Here is a 19,216-nt window from a genome sequence, read left to right as displayed (position 1 = left end):
CCAAACTGAAACTTTATTTAATCTATTGATATTAAATAACTTTATAATTCACGCGCTTTTTATAATCGTGATATATAACGAAAGCCGTTATATATCGCGATTATTTACTAATTCCTAGCTTTCTCATTTTTGAGCGAAGTGTACTTTCAGGTAACCCTAACTTAAGTGCAGCACCTTTATTTCCAGAAATTTGCCCGTTACAAAGTGTTAAAACACGGCTTATATGCAGCCTTTGCGCCTCATCGAGGGTAAGAGACTCGTCAACATTTTGCGTAGTGTCACCATTGAGTGGTTGATTGAGCTGTAAAACAGATTGTTTAGACAAAATGGCTTCTCGCTCCAGTACATTTTGCAGCTCTCTTATGTTACCAGGCCAATCGTAGGCTTGAAGCTTAGTAACTGCTTTTTTACTTAGCCCTTTTAACTGCTTCCCTAAGCGTTTATTTAATTGCTGTATGAGGTTGCTGCATAAGTAAGGAATATCTTCTTTTCGCTCTCTGAGGGCTGGCACTTTAATAGGAAATACATTAAGTCGATAATATAAATCTATTCTAAAACTGCCCTTTTGCACCATTTGCCACAAATCGCGGTTTGTAGCCGCTATAACTCGAATATTTACACTCAAAGTTTGGCTACCACCAACCCGTTCAAATTCTTGCTCTTGCAGCACTCTTAGTAGCTTACTTTGTGATTCTAGAGGTAATTCGGCTATTTCATCTAAAAAAAGTGTGCCTTTATCGGCCAGTTCAAATCGGCCTTTACGACGTTCGTTAGCCCCCGTAAAAGCGCCTTTCTCATGCCCAAACAGCTCAGACTCCAATAAACTTGGTGTAAAAGCTGCACAATTTACTTTAATAAAGGCATGCTTGCTGCGTTTGCTTAACCTATATAAATTGCGTGCTACTAGCTCTTTACCTGTGCCATTTTCTCCCAGAATAAGCACGGTAGTGTCGGTTTCACTCACTAATTTGATTTGCTCTAACATGGTTTGGAACACATGGCTTTGCCCTACAAGCCCAGAGTCTTGCCAGTCCTGATTCAACTCTGCTATTAAATAGCTATTCTCGTCTTTTAACTGCTCACTCAGCTGCTTTATTTTTTTAAGTGCGTTTTGTAAATCATTTTGGGTTTGTTGCTGCTGCGATATATCACGAAATATAGCAACGGCACCAATAAGTTGATTTTTTCGATACACTGGAGTGGATGTATATTCAACAGCAAACGAGCTACCGTCTTTGCGCCAAAACACTTCATTGTTAACTTCACGGCGTTTACCATCAAACATGGTACAGTAAATTTGACACTCATCTGCAGGGTAAGGCGTGCCATCGGCACGAGTATGGTGGTGATATTGGTGTATTTTTTTTCCTAGTAGCTCCTCTGCCTTCCACCCTGTCATGCGCTCTGCTGCTGGGTTTACAAATACAGCGTTTCCAGACAAGTCGAATCCGTAAATTCCCTCACCCACGGCATTAAGTAATAACTTTGGATCGTTTAAAAATTGCTTTATCATAACTACACCTCGCGAAATATCACGAGCATTATGACAACTTTAACACATTACTGCACCAGTAACTTTGTATCGATATTAGCTCAGCATTTATGCGAAATGACTAAAAAGCGCACGCACATCAATTTTTGCCCCCAAACGAGCAGCTATTAAATACAAACCGGCTAGTTTTCGGTGTATAAACAACGCATCGACTGGTGGAGTGTGCCACTGCTGTGATTGGGCACTAAGTGCAAGCCCAGCATTCTTAATTTTAAGTGCTAACTCACTATGTTTAAAATCAAATTCACCATCATGCCTGAGCGGTTCGCACGCCATTAAAAACAAGTCGATTACGTTATTTTTATAATTATCCATAATGTCATCTTTAAAATAACCAATTTGCGATGCTGCTTTTAATACGCCCTCTCGGCTATTATCGCTACCTGCTTTAAATAGCGCCAAATAAGCTGAACTCAACTCAGTTGATATTTCTCGCGTTGCACCAAAATCAAATAAAACGATTTTTTGCGTCTCTGTTTGATAATGAAAATTAGCAAAGTTAGGATCCGTTTGAATGAGTTTAAATTCAAACATTTCTTTAAAAAATAAATTAATAAGCTGCTCAGCAACAAAACTTCGCTGGCTTTGTGGCTGCTCTGTGATGCTCTCTATGGGTTCAGCATTAACATATTCCATTGTAAGCACTTGCTGCGTACTGTGCGAAGTGTAAACATCAGGCACTTTAAAGTGAGCATTGCCGTTGAGTGCATTTTTGTAACGTATTAAATAATCTGCTTCTTGCAGGTAATCTGCTTCTGCAAGTAATTGTGCCTTAGCCTCATTCACAAGGGGTTCAATGTCGAGATCTTTAGGTAATAGGCGCGATAGGGTTAACAGCGTAATCACGTTATCTATGTCGCTCTCAACACTCTTTGCAATACCCGGGTACTGAACTTTAACTGCGAGCTTATCGCCATTTTCTTGATACGCTAAATGCACTTGCCCGATAGAAGCCGCTGCAAAAGGTCTTAGTTCAATATGAGAAAAACGAGAAAGCCAGTCGTCTCCCCATTGTTCTTTTAGAACATCAACCAGCTGCTTATGCGGCATTGGATTTGCGTCAGAGCGCAACAAAGCGAGTAACTGGGCGAGCTCAGGACTGAGCAAGTCACCAGCATCCATAGATAGAAGCTGGCCTAATTTCATTGCTGCGCCGCGTAAGTGAGAGAGCTGCACAGCAAGTTTTTCAATATTTTTAGGCTGCAGAAGTAAGCGTTTGTTATCCCACCCCTTACCTGTTAGTGCACTTTTAGCGCCATCAACCAGCATATTACCCGCAACGCCTGTTGCTAATGAGCCTAATTTTGCAAAACGAGAAAGTCTCGATGTGGGCACGTTACGCGGTGCTGCCATAATATAATGAACCTAATTAGCTTATAGTTAGGTTATTTAATACGATTAATTAAGGCAGGCCGATCTGATTAGCCTGGTTATTTATAACCTAGGAACCAGTTTAATTGCACCTTGCGATACTTTCATGTCGAGTGGTAATTTGCTCAATAGCATCATTTTAGGATCGTTCATGTTTAACGTATATACAGGGTTGTTAGCCAAAAAGGTATTGATTACACCCATTGCTTGATCGTCAAGCGCGCCAATGTTGCCTCTAAAGCCACCAGCATCAACGCTTGAGCCCAGTAGTTTAATATTACGCAAAAACACTGCTTTTTTCTCGCTATCGTAAAATGGGCTGCCCTCTATTTGAAGCTTTAAACGAATTGGGTACTTAAGTGCAAAAGCGTTGATCTCTGCGCTAGAGTCAGCGCCAAGTAAAACAACATCACGATTATCTGGCCCTATATCAACACTTAAATCATTAACGTTAAGCTGAACAGGTAATCCCATTAGCTTTACTTTTTCGCTTAATTTTGGCAACTCTTTAGCTAATACGCTTTCTACTTCAGCATTTGTAAATGAATATACCGATACACCTTGCGTGCTATTACAGGCAGTTAAAAAAAGCGTAGTAATAAGTAATAAAAATCTCATGGTAAATCCTTTGTTTGGTTGATATAAAAAGCCGCTATTTAAGCGGCCTTTTAAAGTTTTAATCAACATTTAAAGTAATGTTAATGATTAAGCTGCAAGTGTCGTCTTTAATCGAGCTAGTGTGTCAGGTTCAACTGAACCGTTACTGAGCGCGAGCAACTGTTTTAAATAATAATTTAAATCAGCATGATCGCCACGGTGTTTATCATCAAGCATAGCAACTTGCTCTGCCATTCTAAGTGATGCATTTGGCGAACTCACATTTGCTAAAATTTCCATACGCGTTACAAGTTGCTCTTCGTTAAGCGTTGTTTTTAGCGGTGCTTGATACTGAGCAGGTATTTCTTCATTATTTTGAAGCGCGTTAAGTAAAGCATCTAAGTTAGCCTGCTCTGATTTAGTCATAAGCAATGACACTTTTTCATCTATGGCTTTAAGCAAAGTAGCCACTTTTGGCGCAAGCGTTCTGAATTGTGCATAACCCTTTACCTTCGTTTCTAGGTCATGAAGTTGCGCACGTTGTTCAACCGCCTCTAGTACCGCTTCTAATTCAGCAAGCTCTGCAGCGGCTTGTTTGTCTGACTCATTCTGTTCAAGCTTTTGTTGCTCAAATTCAGTGCTGCGCTTACTAAATGCTTCATCGTTATATTGACGAAACTTTTGCCACAACGCATTTTCGGCTTTCAAGCCCGCAAAGCCAATTGTTTGCCATTGCTGCTGCATTTGCTTTAACGTCTGGCAAGCACTTGCTAAGTCGTCACTTTGTGATAACTGCTGTGCTTGTTCTACTAAATCATTTTTAAGCGCAGCATTACCTTTATGAAACGCATTTAATAAACCAAGCACCTGTTGTTGCTCATTTTTATAGCGATCATTTAAAACTCGATATGTTTTAGGGTCAACTTTTCCTACACTGCGCCATGCTTTATTTAGCCTATTGTATTGGCTTTCAAACTGTTTCCAATCAAAGCCTTCTTCGCTAGTAGGCTCTGTGCTAAGCGCGTGCATATCAGTAATGATGCTTTCTCGTTGCAACTTCGCTGCATCGCGGTTTTTTTCTTGCTCGGCAAAGTAACTACGACAAGGTGCAAACAACAATTCAATATGTTCGTCAAACTGAACACCTTGTTGTTTTTCTTCATCTGTATCTAATCGGCCAAGCTCATTCCAACGTGTGCGAAACATTTTTACTTGTTCTGCACGTTGTTGCGGGTCGGTACATTCTTGCTCGGTTAACGCGGCTACTTCTTCAAGTAACGCAACACGCTTTGGTGCAGCGGCGTATTTTTGCCAATCTTTTGCGTCAGCAAGCTGCTGCTCTAGCTCTGCTTTAATATTTTCAAGCGGTTGCTGGTAGCGTGCTGTTAATGTATTAAATAGCTCTTCAAAACCTTTAAATACACCAAATGCCACATTGAACCGGCCTTCTTCAATTAAGCGCTTAACATCACGAGCTTTTCGCTTTGCTTGGCTTTGATTTTTTTCAAGCGGTTTAACTAACTCATTCATTGGTACTAAAAACTGCTTTTTATGCGCGTTTAACTCAGTTTTAAACTTGCCTTGCAGTGCGCTATCTAACATAGCTATATGCCCACGCGCTTCTTTAAACGCTTGATTAAACGCTGAAAGAATATCGTCATATTGCTCAATGCTTTGCGCTGGTTCAATTTGTTGTAAGGCGGTCAATGCCTCTTTATATTGCGCAATTACCGTTGTTAGCTCGGGTAATTTAGCCACTTGTGAAAATAAAGCCTCAAGCCTTACGATTACCGCTTTAGACTGTGCGTTATTTTCAAGCTCAGTCTCTGCGATCGCTTGTTTTGCTTGGGCTACTTTAGCGTCAAGCCAATCTTGTTGAATTTGCTCTGGGGTTTCTAAACCTAATTGAAGCGCATTTTCAATTTCATCACTTAATGCTTCAAGCGTTGCTAATGCCAATAATTGACGCTGTTTTAATGCTAAACGTTGCTGTTCTTTATCGTGCTCAGCTTTAAGTTGCGCTATATGAGTATCAAGCTTGCTGGTAATAGCTATGTACTTTTCATCTAGCGATTTTATTCGCTCTGCTGATAGCCATTTAAGCTCTAATGCTTGCCATTGAGCCATTAATTCAGCAGCTTGTGGGTTTACCAACGCAAAGTCTGTTTTTTCACGTAACGCATTAAGTTTTGCCAAAATAACGCGCGTTGAATTTTCAACTTCTTGTGGCATTTCTTTGGCCAGACGCTCATTTTCAATATGCGTATCAAGGGTGCTTTTCGCTTCCCCTTTAGCATGTTTAGCAAGTGGTTTGGTAAGCTGGTGGTTAATAACTAACTCCACTAGCTGCTTTTGTAGTTCTTCACTGCCTTCTTTAAAAGCTTTTTCTACTAATTTTGGGTTTGCTAAACGCTTAAGTAATTTAACGCGAACTTTTAGTTCTTTCTCTGCAAACGCTAGTTTTTCTAATGTTTTTACAGGTGCAAAGCGTTCTATATATTCACTTTTAATTTGCGGTGTTAGTGTGCTTTCACTGTTTAAAACCGCGTTAGATATCTGCTGCTCAGCTATATCCTTCAACGCTTGGTCTTGCTTATAGGCTTTCCACCAAAGTGGTAAATCATTTACCTTTTGAAGCGCTTTTCGGCGTATTTCTGCAGAGCTGTCTTCTAATGCAAGTGTATTTAAAATACTTGCATCGCGCTGCGTATCTAGCTTTTCAATTGCATCAAGACGTACCTGTTGCTTAGGGTGTTTCCATTTTGGCGTAAAAAGGTGCTTAAAGATCATGTTCACTAAACCTAGCTATTTCGTTGTCTGATTTGAATTCTTTTTGTAGTTGCGCTTTTGTCTTTTGGATCATTTCACCATTAGCACCAATCGTAAATTGCTCGTTCGATTGAGCCACCTTTGCTTGATACAACATAACCAACTGCACTGTTTGTTGCTTTTGCTCATCTGATAACACAGTGCCATCTGGCCATTTGCCAGTGGATGCACCATATTGCAGGCGTTCAAATAATTCTGGAGTAATATTTTCTACGAGTTTATCGATATTCATGTCATCTTTTCTTTTTAAGAGTCACTAAAATAATACGGTTAATAAGATACCAAATGCACCCTACGCCAATGGCGATGGTGTAAGCATACCACTCAAGGGTTTCTTTTTGCGGTTGTAAAAAATATAAACAGAAAAAACCACCCAAAAATAAAATAAGTGCTAGGAAAGAGTGATTTATAAACATCTGCTTTTTTTTAATTTGCTGTTCGCGCTGAAGTTGTTGAACCTGCTCGTCATTTAGCTCTGAAATGTTACTTTCGCAATGCGGACATTGCTTGTATTTATCTGAAATTGATTTTGCACATTTTGGGCAACGAATAATCGCCATACATCTCTCCATACTACGCATAAAAAAAGCGCCTTGCGGCGCCTTTATTGTACTTGTTTTATTTGTTGTTGTCTTTTTTGAATTTAAAGCAATAACAGATAATGTAACTTTCTTTTTATTGTTTTAAACCCATTTATCCAATCAAACTTGCAAGTACACTGTGTATTAAATTACTCAGGATCTTTAGATTGTTTTTCAAGGCGTTTTTCCCAGAAAGTAGCGTTTTTTATACCTAACTTAATTGGGTCAAAGGTAATTTTACCGCCTTTTTTCTTTTGCTCTTCGTAATCGCTTAAACATAACAGTGCCGGTTTTGCGACAAAGAAAATAGCTAAAATGCCTAAGATGTTGATCCACGCCATTAAGCCTACACCTATGTCACCAATGCTCCAAATATACCCAGAGCTATTAACCATTCCGTAAGCTACCATAAACATGATCACAAACTTCACAATAACCAGTGGAATACTTCCTTTAAAGTAACGATTTAAGTAAGCAATGTTCGTTTCCGCAATGAAGTAGTAAGCTAAAATAGTAGTGAACGCAAAGAAGAATAACGCAATACCTACAAATGCCTCACCAAAACCGCCAAATACACTAAACAAAGCCATTTGCGTAAATGCTGCAGAGCCTACTTCAGTTGCTGCATCAACATTTTGTACAATAAATTGACCAGCTGGTAGCTCGCCAACAATGTTGTATTGTTGTGTTAACAAAATCATTAGTGCGGTTGCAGTACATACGAAGATGGTATCTACGTACACTGAAAAAGCCTGAACTAAACCTTGTTGCGCTGGGTGGTCTACTTCTGCCGCAGACGCTGCATGAGGACCTGTACCTTGACCCGCTTCATTTGAATATATTCCGCGCTTTACACCCCAGCCAATTGCAGCTCCAAATCCGGCTTGAGCAGTAAAGGCGTCGCTTATTATCATAGCAAAAATATCAGGCACTCTATCGATATGTAAAAACACTACGATTAAGGCAAGCACGATGTAGCCCAAAGCCATAAATGGCACAACAATTTGAGTAAAGTTGGCAATACGTTTTATACCACCAAAAATGATAAATGCTAAAACGATAAGAATAATAGCCAGCGCAACTAGCTTAAAGCTGCCTACATCGCCAAAGCTGGTCGACACCATAGTACCGTCGCCAAATACTTGAGTAAATGCGTTACCTACCGCATTTGCTTGTACACCGGGTAGGAAAACACCACACGCAACAACGGCAGAAATAGCAAATAAGATAGCTAACCATTTTTGTTTTAAACAACGGTCAAAGTAATACGCTGGACCACCACGATATTGGCCGTTTTCTTCTTCTTTATAAATTTGACCAAGAGTTGATTCAGCGAAGGCTGTACTTGCACCTAAAAATGCAACAACCCACATCCAGAAAATAGCCCCTGGGCCACCAAAACCGATAGCAGCAGCAACACCTGCAATGTTACCAACACCGACTCGCCCCGATAGAGACACTGCAAGTGCTTGAAAAGAAGAAATACCTTTTTCAGATGTGTTAGGACTAAAAAGTAATTTACACATTTCTTTAAAATGTCTGACTTGGGCAAATCGAGTTAATACAGAATAAAACAAGCCCGCGCCAAGGCATAAGTAAATAAGGGCATTACTCCAAACAACATCATTAACAGCGCTTACAAAAGCTTCCATGGATATCCTCTATAGTTATATTTTTTATTATGAATTACGAGACTCTGTTTTAGCTACTCAGAATGCGCGACACAAAACGATTAAAAATCGGGCTTAAATATGCCTACCTTTAATTCGATTGTTATTGATATTAACTTAAGTGAGCTAACTTTGTTAACACTTAATTTTCATATTTACAGATAAAACGTGCGCTTCGACGTATTATTTGAGGGTTATTTAACCAGTATTTGGTTTGTATGAATATAATGGAGGTTTATAGAAAGTAATTTAAATAGACTTCTGATTGAAGGGGTTTATAAAACGATTTTACATATTAATTAATTTTAAGTTTGTGTATAAAAAAGGCATCAATAATTGATGCCTTTTTTCAATACTCTATCTTAGCGTATCTACCACATTAACAATGGCTGCTAACGTGTCTTGACCAAACTGGTACGAGCGACGATCTGACCAGCCGTAATCAGGATCTGGTAAATCGTTATTGTCTTTAAATGGCATTTCAATCGTATATGTAAGCGCTTTAAACTCTTCAGCCGTTGCCGACGATGCAACGGTTAATAGAGCTTGGCCTGGCTCATCTTTCGGGTAACCGTGTTCGTCTTGGAACTCTGGTGTTATTGTTAATAACGCCGCTTTAAAGCTGTCTTCTAAGTTTTTAAGTCGCTCATCGTAACTTGGAATACCTTCGCTACCAGCAACAAAGTTATAAGGAATGGCTTCATCACCGTGAATATCAAGGTGCATATCTAAGCCTGTTTCGCGCATTTTATTGAGGACTAAATACACTTCTGGGCTATTTTCCATACTAGGTGTTTGCCATTCGCGATTTAAGTTAACACCTTTAGCATTAGTACGTAAATGACCACGTACACTGCCATCTGGGTTCATATTTGGCACGATGTAAAATACAGCCTTTGATAACAATGCGGCAGCATGTGGGTCTTCATCATCAAGTAACTTATGGAGTAATCCCTCTACAAACCACTCTGCCATAGTTTCACCTGGATGCTGGCGTGCTGTTACCCAAATTACTTTTTTATCTTCGCTTGGCTCGCCAATTTTTAATACGCTCATATCGCGCCCATCAAGTGTTTCACCCAATGTTTGAAGTTGGCAAGCACCTTGCATTTGCGCCCACGACAATAAATCTAAATGGCGGTCATAGCTATATGGTGCGAAGTAAGCAAAATAAACACTGCCGCACTCTGGCTCTATTTCAAAACTTAGCGTGCCATTTTCATAGTTTGATGGAACACGAAACCATGTTTGGCGATCGTAAGATGCGACTGCTTGATAGCCTTCCCACCCATCTGGGTATGCTGATTTTTCAAGCTGATTAATATTAAGCTTATGTAATTGGTAAGGCGTTGTTTCTAATCGAAAGTGAAACCACTGATAAAATTCAGAGTTGTGGTCGTTATTAATCTCTAATTGAATATTAAGCGGATCGGTTGCATCAATTACCTTGATATTACCACTGTCGAAATTACTACTGATTTTCATGAAAAAACCTTTAATTTGAATAAGCCCATCTGCATTTTAACTCGCAGAACTAACACCACGAATAATACTACTCGCAGTAAATACAGTGTATTTTATAACTCTAACACGCACTGTATTGGAATAAGCAAAGCGTAGCACAAGGCATACACTTTAAAAATGATTGCACATTAAAAAAGCCAGCTAAACGCTGGCTTTTAAATACTACATATACATTAGCGTGGTAAGCTTGGGAATGACACTTCAGCCATATCTCGCATACAACGTACTACTTGGCAGCTATAGCCAAATTCATTATCGTACCATACGTATAATACAATACGATTATCGTCAACAATTGTCGCTTGTGAGTCAACAACACCTGCATAACGGCTACCTACTAAATCGGTAGACACTATTTCTGTTGATGCAGTGTAATCAATTTGGTCACGTAAATCTGAGTGCAGCGCTGTATCGCGTAAAAATGCATTTAGTTCTTCAACTGATGTATTAGTTGCTAAGTTTAAGTTTAAAATAGCAAGCGATACGTTAGGTGTAGGAACACGAATAGCGTTACCTGTTAACTTACCTTCAAGCTCTGGCAATGCTTTAGATACAGCTTTAGCTGCGCCTGTTTCAGTTATTACCATGTTAAGCGCTGCGGCACGACCACGACGTTCGGCTTTGTGATAGTTATCAATTAGATTTTGATCGTTTGTGTATGAGTGAACGGTTTCAACGTGACCATTATTAATACCAAACTTATCGTTTAACGCTTTTAATGTGGGTGTGATTGCATTTGTTGTACAACTTGCTGCACAGACAATTTTATCTTCAGATAAAATATCTTGGTTATTTACACCATATACGATGTTTTTAATATTGCCTTTAGCCGGTGCCGTTAATAATACTTTAGCTGCACCTTTACACTCTAAATGCTGACCAAGGCCTGCTTCATCTTTCCAAATACCTGTGTTATCAACAATTAACGCATTATCGATACCGTATTGGGTGTAATCAATTTCACTAGGTGAATTTGCATAAATAACCTGAATGTAACTGCCGTTCGCTTTAATCGCGTTGCGCTCTTTATCAATGGTGATTGAACCATTAAATGGACCATGAATTGAATCGCGACGTAATAAACTAGCGCGCTTTTCAAGGTCACCTTCTTTACCACCACGCACAACGATTGCACGTAGACGTAAATCGGCGTAAGGACCCGATTTTTCAATTAATAAGCGAGCAAGCAAACGACCAATACGACCAAATCCATAAAGAACTACATCGCGAGGTTCTTTCACTGTTGAATCGGCTATTTCTGCTAATTCATCTTTAACGAACTCTTCAACTGAACGGCCATTAGCAACGTCGCTATATAAATAGCTGTATGCAAGCTTACCAATATCAATACGAGCAGAGTTTAATTCCATTTTGCTGATTGCTTCTAAAAACGGGAAGCTTTCACGTAAACGTAATTTTGTGCCTTCAAATTGTGCAACAGTTTTGTGAGATTTAATAATTTCAATAGTGCTGGCATTTACGAGAGGACGGCCATATACAGCGATTTCAATACCACGATTACGGTAAAGTTTACCAATGATAGGTTGCATGCTTTCAGCGTAATCTTGGCGCTCTTGCCAACTATTTGTGTATTCTAACTCGTGAGATGAGGTCATTTTATTTACCTAAGTTTATCATTTTGAACGGATAGCCTTTAAAAGTGCACTATATTTTGAGAGTAATGCACTTCAGGCACGGCTATTCTAATTTAATCTGAAGTTATTCTCTACTGTTAGGCGTTAAATGATTGCGCTAGAATGGCTGCGTAGATATTTATTTGGGGTTTAGGAATGCTAAAAAGAGCAAGTTTACTACTTGGATTACTAACATTAGCGGGTTGTGAAGAACCTGTGACGCTAGCAAAAGTTTGTAAGGAAACACCCGGCTTTTGTTCTGATTTAAACAAAGACAGCCATTGTAAAGACGAGCGTGCTGAAGTTATCTTAAAGCGTTACAGCGAATACAAAGAGCCAACGGATGAAAATAAATATCAATTATTAAAAGAATTTGAAACATACAACCAATGTATAACACTGGCGGCTAAAATTGAGCACATAAAGCTCAAAGCTAAGAAGACGTCTCGCATAGATGGACAACTTACTAGCATTAAAGAAATGACGCGCCTTTATCAAGACACTATTGATACAAATCACCCCGGTTTACTTTATTACCATTGGTCCAGAAACAATAATCAAGGTGCATTAAATAAACTATTGGCTATAGAAGACGATCCGAGTGTTACACAAAGTGCTGAAATGCAGTTTTTTTTAGCGTCGTATTACATTAAGTTTGATGACGAAAAAACGATTGATTTGCTCTACAAAACGCTAGAGTTAAATCAAAAAGGGCGCATTCCCAATCCTGAGGTGTACACATCACTTATCAGCCTGTTTTATAAACATGATAAATTTAAACATGCTTATATATTTTCAAAAGTAGCGCAAATGTCGGGAATCGAAAATATAGATCTATTTGAAATAGAGCAGGAACTCTTAAGTACTGGTAAAAACTTATCTGGACTTGATTCACTTGCCGAGCAAACCTATCAACAAGTATTAGAGGGTGAATTTGTATCACCTAGAGAATTTTAGATAATAATAAACCCCGCTTAAGCAGAGTTAAGCGAGGAATAAATAAAAAGGCAGCTTTCGCTGCCTTTTTTTATTTTGCTTTGCTGGTGCCCACTTCAACACGAGTCTTTAATTTTTGACCCGGTCTAAAGGTGACAACACGACGCGCCGAAATAGGAATGTCTTCGCCTGTTTTCGGATTACGCCCTGGTCTTTCTTTTTTGTCTCGAAGATCAAAGTTACCAAATCCAGAAAGCTTAACCTGCTCTCCTTTTTCTAGCGCTGAGCGGATTTCTTCAAAAAACGCTTCAACTAAATCTTTGGCATCTTTTTTATTGATCCCGAGCTTTTCAAATAGGTGTTCAGCTATGTCGGCTTTAGTAAGCGCCATATCTAGTCCCTCAACGATGCATTAAACTTTTCGGCCAATTCGGCCACCACGTTATCAACTACTAGATTGATATCTTTCTCTTCGAGTGTTCTATCAACCGCTTGCAGTGTTAGAGCAATCGCCAAACTCTTATAATTTGGCTCAATACCTTTGCCCTTATACACATCGAATAAGTTTAGGTCAACCAATTGATTTCCGCCAACTTTTTCTATGGCGTTTAAAATATCACCAGATTTAACGCTGTCGGCCACTAAAATCGCGATGTCGCGACGGTTTGAAGGAAATTTAGACACGCTTTCTGCTTGTGGTAAATTTCTTTTTTCAATTGCTGACATTTCAATTTCAAATACAAAAGTTGCGTTATTGATATCTAACGACTTTTGCGCTTGAGGATGTAATGCACCAAAAAAACCAACCTTTTTACCATCAACATAAATAACAGCTGACTGGCCCGGATGAAGTCCATCTGACTGCTCTGCTTTAATTTCAAAGCGACTTACATCGTTAGTGATCGCAAGTAATGCCTCAACATCCCCTTTTAAGTCATAAAAGTCGACATTGCGCTTTTCTTCAACCCAATGTTCGCCATGAACCAAACCAGTAATAACGCCACCAATAACAGGCACTTGGTATACACCATTTTCTGCATTTTCATCGCTTATAAATTTAAGACCATGCTCAAATAAACGAATACGTGGTTGTTGACGATTTTGGTTGTATGCAACAGACGCCAATAGACCCGGCATTAAGCTAACACGCATTGCTGACATTTCAATTGAAATAGGATGCGGTAGAACAAGTGCGTCACTTTGAGGATGCAAAATAGCTTGTGCCTTAGGGTCAACAAAGCTGTATGTAATCGCTTCTTGGTAACCACGTGTTACTAACGTATTGCGGAATTTGCTTAGTGCAATACTCGCTTCGTTATGAGTGGTCATCTTAAGTTTTGCAGTTGGTGCCACATTTGGAATACTGTTGTAACCGTAAACGCGTGCAACTTCTTCTATCAAATCTTCCTCAATGCGAATATCAAAACGGTAACTAGGTACGTCTGCACTCCAGCTGTCATTTTCTACTTTAACATCAAGGCCTAAGCGAGTCAGAATATCAGTTACTTTAGCATCATCAATGTGATGACCTATTACGCGGTCTAAACGCGAACGACGCAAACGAACTTCAGTCACCTTAGGTAACTTATCAGCCGCCACGGCTTCTACTACAGGGCCTGCTTGACCACCCACAATTTCAAGAAGTAGCGCTGTAGCACGCTGCATTGCATCGTGTTGTAGAGCAAAATCTACTCCACGTTCATAACGATGTGATGCATCAGTATGTAGGCCGTAACTACGTGCTTGCCCAGCAATTGCTACCGGGTTAAAGAACGCACTTTCAAGCAGTATGTCTGTTGTTTTTTCAGTAACACCTGATTGCTCACCACCAAAAATACCAGCAATGGCAAGTGCTTTATCATTATCTGCTATAACGAGTGTAGACTCGTTTAATTTAGCTGTATTACCATCAAGCAGTACTAGTTCTTCATCTGCATTTGCACTACGTACTTTAATGCCACCTTCAATTGCACTTAAATCAAATGCATGCATAGGGTGACCAAGTTCGAGTAATACATAGTTAGTTACATCAACAACCGGGTCGATTGAACGAACGCCACTACGGCGTAATTTTTCAACCATCCATAACGGTGTTTCTGCATCAAGATTTATACCTTTTATTACACGACCTAGGTAACGCGGACATGCATCTTCGTTCACGAGCTCAATTGATACTTTGTCGTCAATTGTTGGAGCAACAACGGGGATTTCTAATACGTTTACATCAATGCTGTTTAAAACGCCTACTTCACGAGCAAGACCTTTAATACCAAGGCAGTCACCACGGTTTGGTGTCAAATCAACATCAATAATGTTGTCGTCAAGGCTTAAATAGTCACGTAAATCCACGCCAACGGGTGCATCACTCGGTAACTCCATGATGCCGTCACCTTCTTCGCTAATGCCTAGCTCGTCAAATGCACATAACATACCGTGTGAAGGCTGACCGCGAAGTTTTGCTTTTTTAATTTTGAAATCGCCAGGTAATACTGCACCAACGGTTGCAACCGCGACTTTAATTCCTTCACGACAGTTTGGCGCACCACACACGATATCAAGCAGCTCATCGCCACCTACGTTAATTTTAGTAACGCGAAGTTTATCCGCATCAGGATGTTGACCACATTCAACAACTTCGCCTACTAACACACCATTAAATTTGGCTGCAGCTGGCTCAACGCCGTCAACTTCAAGGCCAGCCATAGAAAGCTGTTCCGACAGAGCTTGCGTATCAATAGCAGGATTAACCCACTCTCTTAACCACTTTTCACTAAATTTCATTTTATTGCTTCACTCTTAACGGAACTGGTTTAGGAATTTTAAGTCATTTTCGAAAAATGCACGTAAATCGTTTACGCCGTAACGCAACATTGTTAGGCGCTCTACGCCCATGCCGAATGCAAAACCAGTGTATTTTTCTGGATCAATACCTACAGACTTAAGAACGTTTGGATGTACCATGCCACAGCCTAGTACCTCTAACCATTTGCCGTCTTTGCCCATCACATCTACTTCAGCTGAAGGTTCTGTAAATGGGAAAAATGAAGGACGGAAACGAATTTCCATATCTTCTTCAAAAAAGTTACGCAAAAAGTCATGTAATATACCTTTAAGCTCAGTAAAGCTTACATCGGTATCAACCATTAACCCTTCTACCTGATGAAACATAGGTGTATGTGTCTGATCGTAATCGTTACGATACACACGCCCAGGTGAGATAATTCGTAGCGGTGGCTGTTCTGTTTCCATAGTACGAATTTGCACGCCACTTGTTTGTGTACGCAATACTAATTTAGGATTGAAATAAAAGGTATCGTGATCAGCACGCGCAGGGTGATGTTCAGGGATATTTAAAGCATCAAAGTTATGAAAATCATCTTCAATCTCAGGGCCTGATTTCACCTCGAAACCTAACTCACCAAAAAAGCTCTCAATACGCTCAATTGTACGTGTTACTGGGTGTAATCCACCTGTAGGCATCACACGCCCAGGTAAAGTAACGTCAATTGTTTCAGCGGCTAGCTTTTCTTCTAGTGCCTTGCTTACTAAAAGCTCACGCTTATCGTTAATTGCAGCTTGCACATCTTGCTTAGCCTGATTAATTACCTGGCCTGCTTCTTTGCGTTCTTCAGGAGCAATTTTACCCAGTGTTTTAAGTAAGCTAGTGATTTCGCCTTTTTTACCAAGGTAGTTAACCCTGATCTCTTCTAGTTGCGCGATTTCACTGGCACTGGCTACCGCCTCAAGTGCTTGCGCTAATATATTTTCTAAGTTCATTCGATACCTGATCTTTCACAGAAGGTGATTACAATTTAATTGACTAATGATAACTGAAAGCGGGGTCTAGATTCTAGACCTACTAGAGCTTTAACGTTGATTTTATAAAGGGAATTGTTAATTTTCGCTGTGCGGCCATAGATGCATGATCTAATTTGTCTAATACATCGAGTAAAGCACGCATATCTCGACTTAGACGCGTTAGTAAAAAGCGTGCACATTCATCACTTAACTCAAGCCCACGCATGTGTGCCCGCTTAACAAGCGCCTGCGCTTTATCATCATCACTCATTGAACGTATTTGAAAGGTGGTTCCCCAAGTCAAACGAGATTCTAAATCAGGAAGCGAGATATTTAACATATTTGGTAACAGGTCTGCGGTTACGACTAACATTTTACCGGGTTCGTTAAAGCGATTAAAAAAATTAAACAGGGCCTTTTCCCAGGCATCGTTCCCTGCAACTAAGTGGACATCGTCTATACACAATACATCAAGCGCTTCGAGTCCATCGAGGACCATAGGGCCAAAATTGATAACCTCGCGCATAGAAAGTAACATGTTAGAGAGGCCACGTTCTTGCGCTTTTATGCACGTCGCGTATAACAAGTGAGACTTCCCCGAATCACCCAATCCACACAAGTAAGTATATTGAAATGAATTTGCCAACTCAGAAAAGCTCGCTTTTAGATGGTTAACTTCTAATGAGTCCTCACCACCAAAGTACGATGCAAACGTCTCGTCATCAGGCAGAGTAACAGGCAACGCCATTTGCATTGGTTCATGAGTTAGCACTATGGTTTTATCCATTGATATTCAAGGCTATTTTTGTCAACAACATGATAGAAAGCGCGTGGGTCGACATAATCTTTAAAAGCAGAATCAAGACCAAGCGCTTTTTTTAAATCTGTAACATCGCCTGTATGACTCAATTTGTATTCAACAAACCCAGTCGTTTTTCGAGCAATCGTAACCTGTGTAACTACACTTAAACTCTGTAAACGTCTTTTAGCTAGTTCAACATCTACAAAATTTTCGGCCCCTTTTAAAGTTAAAATAGCTGAAGCTTGCTCGTAGTATGCATTGGGATCAATTGCATATTCACTTGCTAGCCCTCTAGCTAGTGTATCTATCATTTGACTAACAATTTGTTGTTTATCACCAACTAAACGATTTTCATCAAACAAATCATCATTTGTGAATCGCCAATCTAAAACCCAGTTATTACTGTTATTGTCTTTGTACATTTTGGCTGTAATACTTCTTTCAGCACTATACCGCTGAGACGCCTCTTCTATAGGTCCTGAGAAATTGCCCCACACCTCGGGTATACCTACTAGACGCCTATCTTGTAAGTCCAGTAATGGCACAACAACAGGTAAGCCACGTCTTCGAGCATTATCGTAAATTAATTGTTCAAGCTGAGGATAGCTCTCTTGTGTGACTAACTCTCTTCGCCAATTATCTTCAATACCTAGCCAAATAGCGACTAAAGGACGCTGTGAACCCCATAGAGGTAGACTTAATTCTTTTATAAGCGCATTAATTTTACGTGCTTCAAATTTAACAATTAATTTTAACTGACCTTCAGCACGCTCATCGTATTCAAATTTAAGCATGTAATCGGAGATATCTTTAGTTCGCTGTTGAGCTAATCGATTTTGATCCGCCGTTTCATCACCACTTACTTTTACCAAAACATTAAGTAAGGCTTTACGGCTTGCCGCTAATCGAGTATCTCTTGATTTATCATCAACTTTTAAAATATCTTGATATAGATCAGTGACCTCAACTGCTGAAACAGAAAAACAAATTAAAATGGATATTATGCTTATTAATAATCTATACACTGTATGTTAGTTCTTGGTTTTAAACTGATTTGATCCTAAATCAAAGCCAGTAACAAAGCAAAATTATATTTGTTACTATGACATATTGATACTTATAGATTAAGCCTCTCATACACTGTTGATTTAATTGAAACTCTAAATTTATAAACAAATTCACTCAGCCAAAAAAAGAGCAGCAAAAGCAAAACCTTCTAAAAAGACATATTCTCTTCAAAGTAATGCCAACACAACTGTATTAAGTTCTAAAAATATACTAGCTTTTATTAGCTACTGCTGAGGGAAACAGAAAACTGTTTTGTCGCGTCAGCCTCTGAAGGGCTCGCTTTCGCACAGTTTTGTATAATGTATAGGAATACAAATGCCGGGAGCACAGGATGTGCAAGAGCGACCGCTACTGAGTTCGGCATGGGGTCTTGGCTTTTTGCTAAATCACTTTTCTACAGACGTAAAAAAGCCCGACTATTGCTAGTCGGGCTTTCTACAATTTGAAGCCTGTTAATGTCGTGGTGCCCAAAGCGGTAGAGAGTCACAGTGAAATGTTACCTACCATAGGCCAGTGTATTTAATAGCCAAAACACTGTTCACAAAGAGGCGCTTCGCTTAAGAAACGCGATGCTTTAGAGAAGGGAATGCTGAAGATTACTTTTCTGTAGACGTAAAAAAGCCGCTTCATTTCTGAAGCGGCTTTCTACAATTTGAAGCCTGGTAATGTCCTACTTTCACATAGCAAATACTACACTATCATCGGCGCTGTTTCGTTTCACTACTGAGTTCGGCATGGAATCAGGTGGGTCCAAAACGCTATTGTCACCAAGCAAATTTGGGCGTTAATCCGTATTTCTACGCACTAACTGAATTTGGAAAATATCTGATAATATTTTTTAAGTCTTTCTGTCA

15 protein-coding genes and 1 rRNA gene are annotated in these 19,216 nt (G+C 39.6%); 1 reads left to right on the top strand and 15 read right to left on the bottom strand.

The window, feature by feature from the left end; translation table 11 throughout:
- Positions 1-100: 100 nt before the first annotated feature.
- The 9 genes from AC27JL_RS16655 to AC27JL_RS16615 form a co-directional block, all read right to left on the bottom strand.
- Entirely contained in the window at positions 101-1,513 is a 1,413-nt protein-coding gene (locus tag AC27JL_RS16655; RefSeq protein ID WP_487196110.1) for a sigma-54 interaction domain-containing protein, read from the bottom strand.
- Positions 1,514-1,600: 87 nt separating this feature from the next.
- Positions 1,601-2,905 (bottom strand): ABC1 kinase family protein, encoded by a 1,305-nt coding sequence (locus tag AC27JL_RS16650; protein ID WP_487196109.1) that lies wholly within the window; start codon positions 2,903-2,905, stop codon positions 1,601-1,603.
- An 81-nt stretch (positions 2,906-2,986) separates the two neighbouring features.
- Positions 2,987-3,541 (bottom strand): YceB family lipoprotein, encoded by a 555-nt coding sequence (locus tag AC27JL_RS16645; protein WP_033025795.1) that lies wholly within the window; start codon positions 3,539-3,541, stop codon positions 2,987-2,989.
- Positions 3,542-3,628: 87 nt separating this feature from the next.
- The gene (locus tag AC27JL_RS16640; RefSeq protein ID WP_487196108.1) at positions 3,629-6,310 is read right to left on the bottom strand and encodes a DUF349 domain-containing protein; all 2,682 of its coding nucleotides are present in this window, start codon (positions 6,308-6,310) and stop codon (positions 3,629-3,631) included.
- Entirely contained in the window at positions 6,300-6,581 is a 282-nt protein-coding gene (locus tag AC27JL_RS16635) for a YeaC family protein (protein ID WP_006794492.1), read from the bottom strand. The genes AC27JL_RS16640 and AC27JL_RS16635 overlap by 11 nt, the downstream gene beginning before the upstream one ends.
- Position 6,582: 1 nt before the next feature.
- Positions 6,583-6,909 (bottom strand): hypothetical protein, encoded by a 327-nt coding sequence (locus AC27JL_RS16630; protein ID WP_008132029.1) that lies wholly within the window; start codon positions 6,907-6,909, stop codon positions 6,583-6,585.
- A 170-nt stretch (positions 6,910-7,079) separates the two neighbouring features.
- Positions 7,080-8,582 (bottom strand): alanine/glycine:cation symporter family protein, encoded by a 1,503-nt coding sequence (locus AC27JL_RS16625; RefSeq protein ID WP_008132031.1) that lies wholly within the window; start codon positions 8,580-8,582, stop codon positions 7,080-7,082.
- Positions 8,583-8,957: 375 nt separating this feature from the next.
- The gene (locus AC27JL_RS16620; protein ID WP_487196107.1) at positions 8,958-10,085 is read right to left on the bottom strand and encodes a M14 family metallopeptidase; all 1,128 of its coding nucleotides are present in this window, start codon (positions 10,083-10,085) and stop codon (positions 8,958-8,960) included.
- A 212-nt stretch (positions 10,086-10,297) separates the two neighbouring features.
- Positions 10,298-11,740, bottom strand: a complete 1,443-nt coding sequence (locus tag AC27JL_RS16615) for a glyceraldehyde-3-phosphate dehydrogenase (protein WP_006794496.1) — start codon at positions 11,738-11,740, stop codon at positions 10,298-10,300.
- A gap of 174 nt (positions 11,741-11,914) precedes the next feature.
- Here AC27JL_RS16615 and AC27JL_RS16610 point away from each other — a divergent pair, with 174 nt between their 5' ends.
- Positions 11,915-12,715, top strand: coding sequence for a DUF2989 domain-containing protein (locus tag AC27JL_RS16610; protein WP_010557230.1), 801 nt, complete (start codon positions 11,915-11,917; stop codon positions 12,713-12,715).
- A 70-nt stretch (positions 12,716-12,785) separates the two neighbouring features.
- On the opposite strand, the gene ihfA is transcribed toward AC27JL_RS16610, so the two are convergent.
- The 6 genes from ihfA to rrf all read right to left on the bottom strand — a co-directional run bounded on the left by ihfA (position 12,786) and on the right by rrf (position 19,134).
- Positions 12,786-13,085 carry an integration host factor subunit alpha gene (gene ihfA / locus AC27JL_RS16605; protein ID WP_002960690.1) on the bottom strand — a complete coding sequence of 100 codons (300 nt, stop codon included), beginning with the start codon at positions 13,083-13,085 and terminating at the stop codon, positions 12,786-12,788.
- 2 nt (positions 13,086-13,087) lie between these two features.
- Positions 13,088-15,475, bottom strand: a complete 2,388-nt coding sequence (pheT, locus tag AC27JL_RS16600; protein ID WP_487196106.1) for a phenylalanine--tRNA ligase subunit beta — start codon at positions 15,473-15,475, stop codon at positions 13,088-13,090.
- A 15-nt stretch (positions 15,476-15,490) separates the two neighbouring features.
- Entirely contained in the window at positions 15,491-16,471 is a 981-nt protein-coding gene (pheS, locus tag AC27JL_RS16595; RefSeq protein ID WP_487196105.1) for a phenylalanine--tRNA ligase subunit alpha, read from the bottom strand.
- Positions 16,472-16,553: 82 nt separating this feature from the next.
- Positions 16,554-17,264, bottom strand: coding sequence for a DnaA inactivator Hda (hda, locus tag AC27JL_RS16590; RefSeq protein ID WP_170865585.1), 711 nt, complete (start codon positions 17,262-17,264; stop codon positions 16,554-16,556).
- Positions 17,264-18,319 (bottom strand): DUF2066 domain-containing protein, encoded by a 1,056-nt coding sequence (locus AC27JL_RS16585; protein WP_243531040.1) that lies wholly within the window; start codon positions 18,317-18,319, stop codon positions 17,264-17,266. The genes hda and AC27JL_RS16585 overlap by 1 nt, the downstream gene beginning before the upstream one ends.
- A gap of 700 nt (positions 18,320-19,019) precedes the next feature.
- Positions 19,020-19,134: ribosomal RNA gene (gene rrf / locus AC27JL_RS16580) — 5S ribosomal RNA — on the bottom strand.
- Positions 19,135-19,216: the final 82 nt, after the last annotated feature.

The sequence above is a fragment of the Pseudoalteromonas sp. 4NS20-0020 genome (genome assembly GCF_057554385.1).
This window is presented reverse-complemented; position numbering and strand designations above follow the sequence as displayed.